The following is a 231-nucleotide window of genomic DNA, read 5'->3' as shown; positions in this document are numbered from 1 at the left end:
CTGCGGACTTCGAGGGTCAAGAAAAGAAAACCGACCACAAACGCAGGGAATATGGACCACGGAGGAGGGTCCAGAAAGAAAGCGAACACGCTGCCGACCCAACCTAATTCATGAATATGGGCAATAATAACGTCGAGTCTCGCTCCCCAATCGAATATCGAAACAATCCAGCGGAATACGCCAGGCGCAAAGGCGATAACGGCCAAAACGCTTGGCCAATGAGATTTGAAC

The 231-nt window shown here is 50.6% G+C and carries 1 protein-coding gene; it reads right to left on the bottom strand.

Annotation, left to right across the window (positions count from 1 at the left end; genetic code table 11):
* The coding region (locus E5W87_RS34545; protein WP_292408175.1) for a hypothetical protein at window positions 1-206 on the bottom strand (206 nt) is incomplete at its 3' end.
* Window positions 207-231: the final 25 nt, after the last annotated feature.

Origin of the sequence: Mesorhizobium sp. (assembly GCF_004962925.1) — a bacterium.
Classification (GTDB): Bacteria; Pseudomonadota; Alphaproteobacteria; order Rhizobiales; family Rhizobiaceae; genus Mesorhizobium.
The sequence above is the reverse complement of the archived record's forward strand: the minus strand, read 5'-3'. Positions and strand labels throughout refer to the sequence as shown.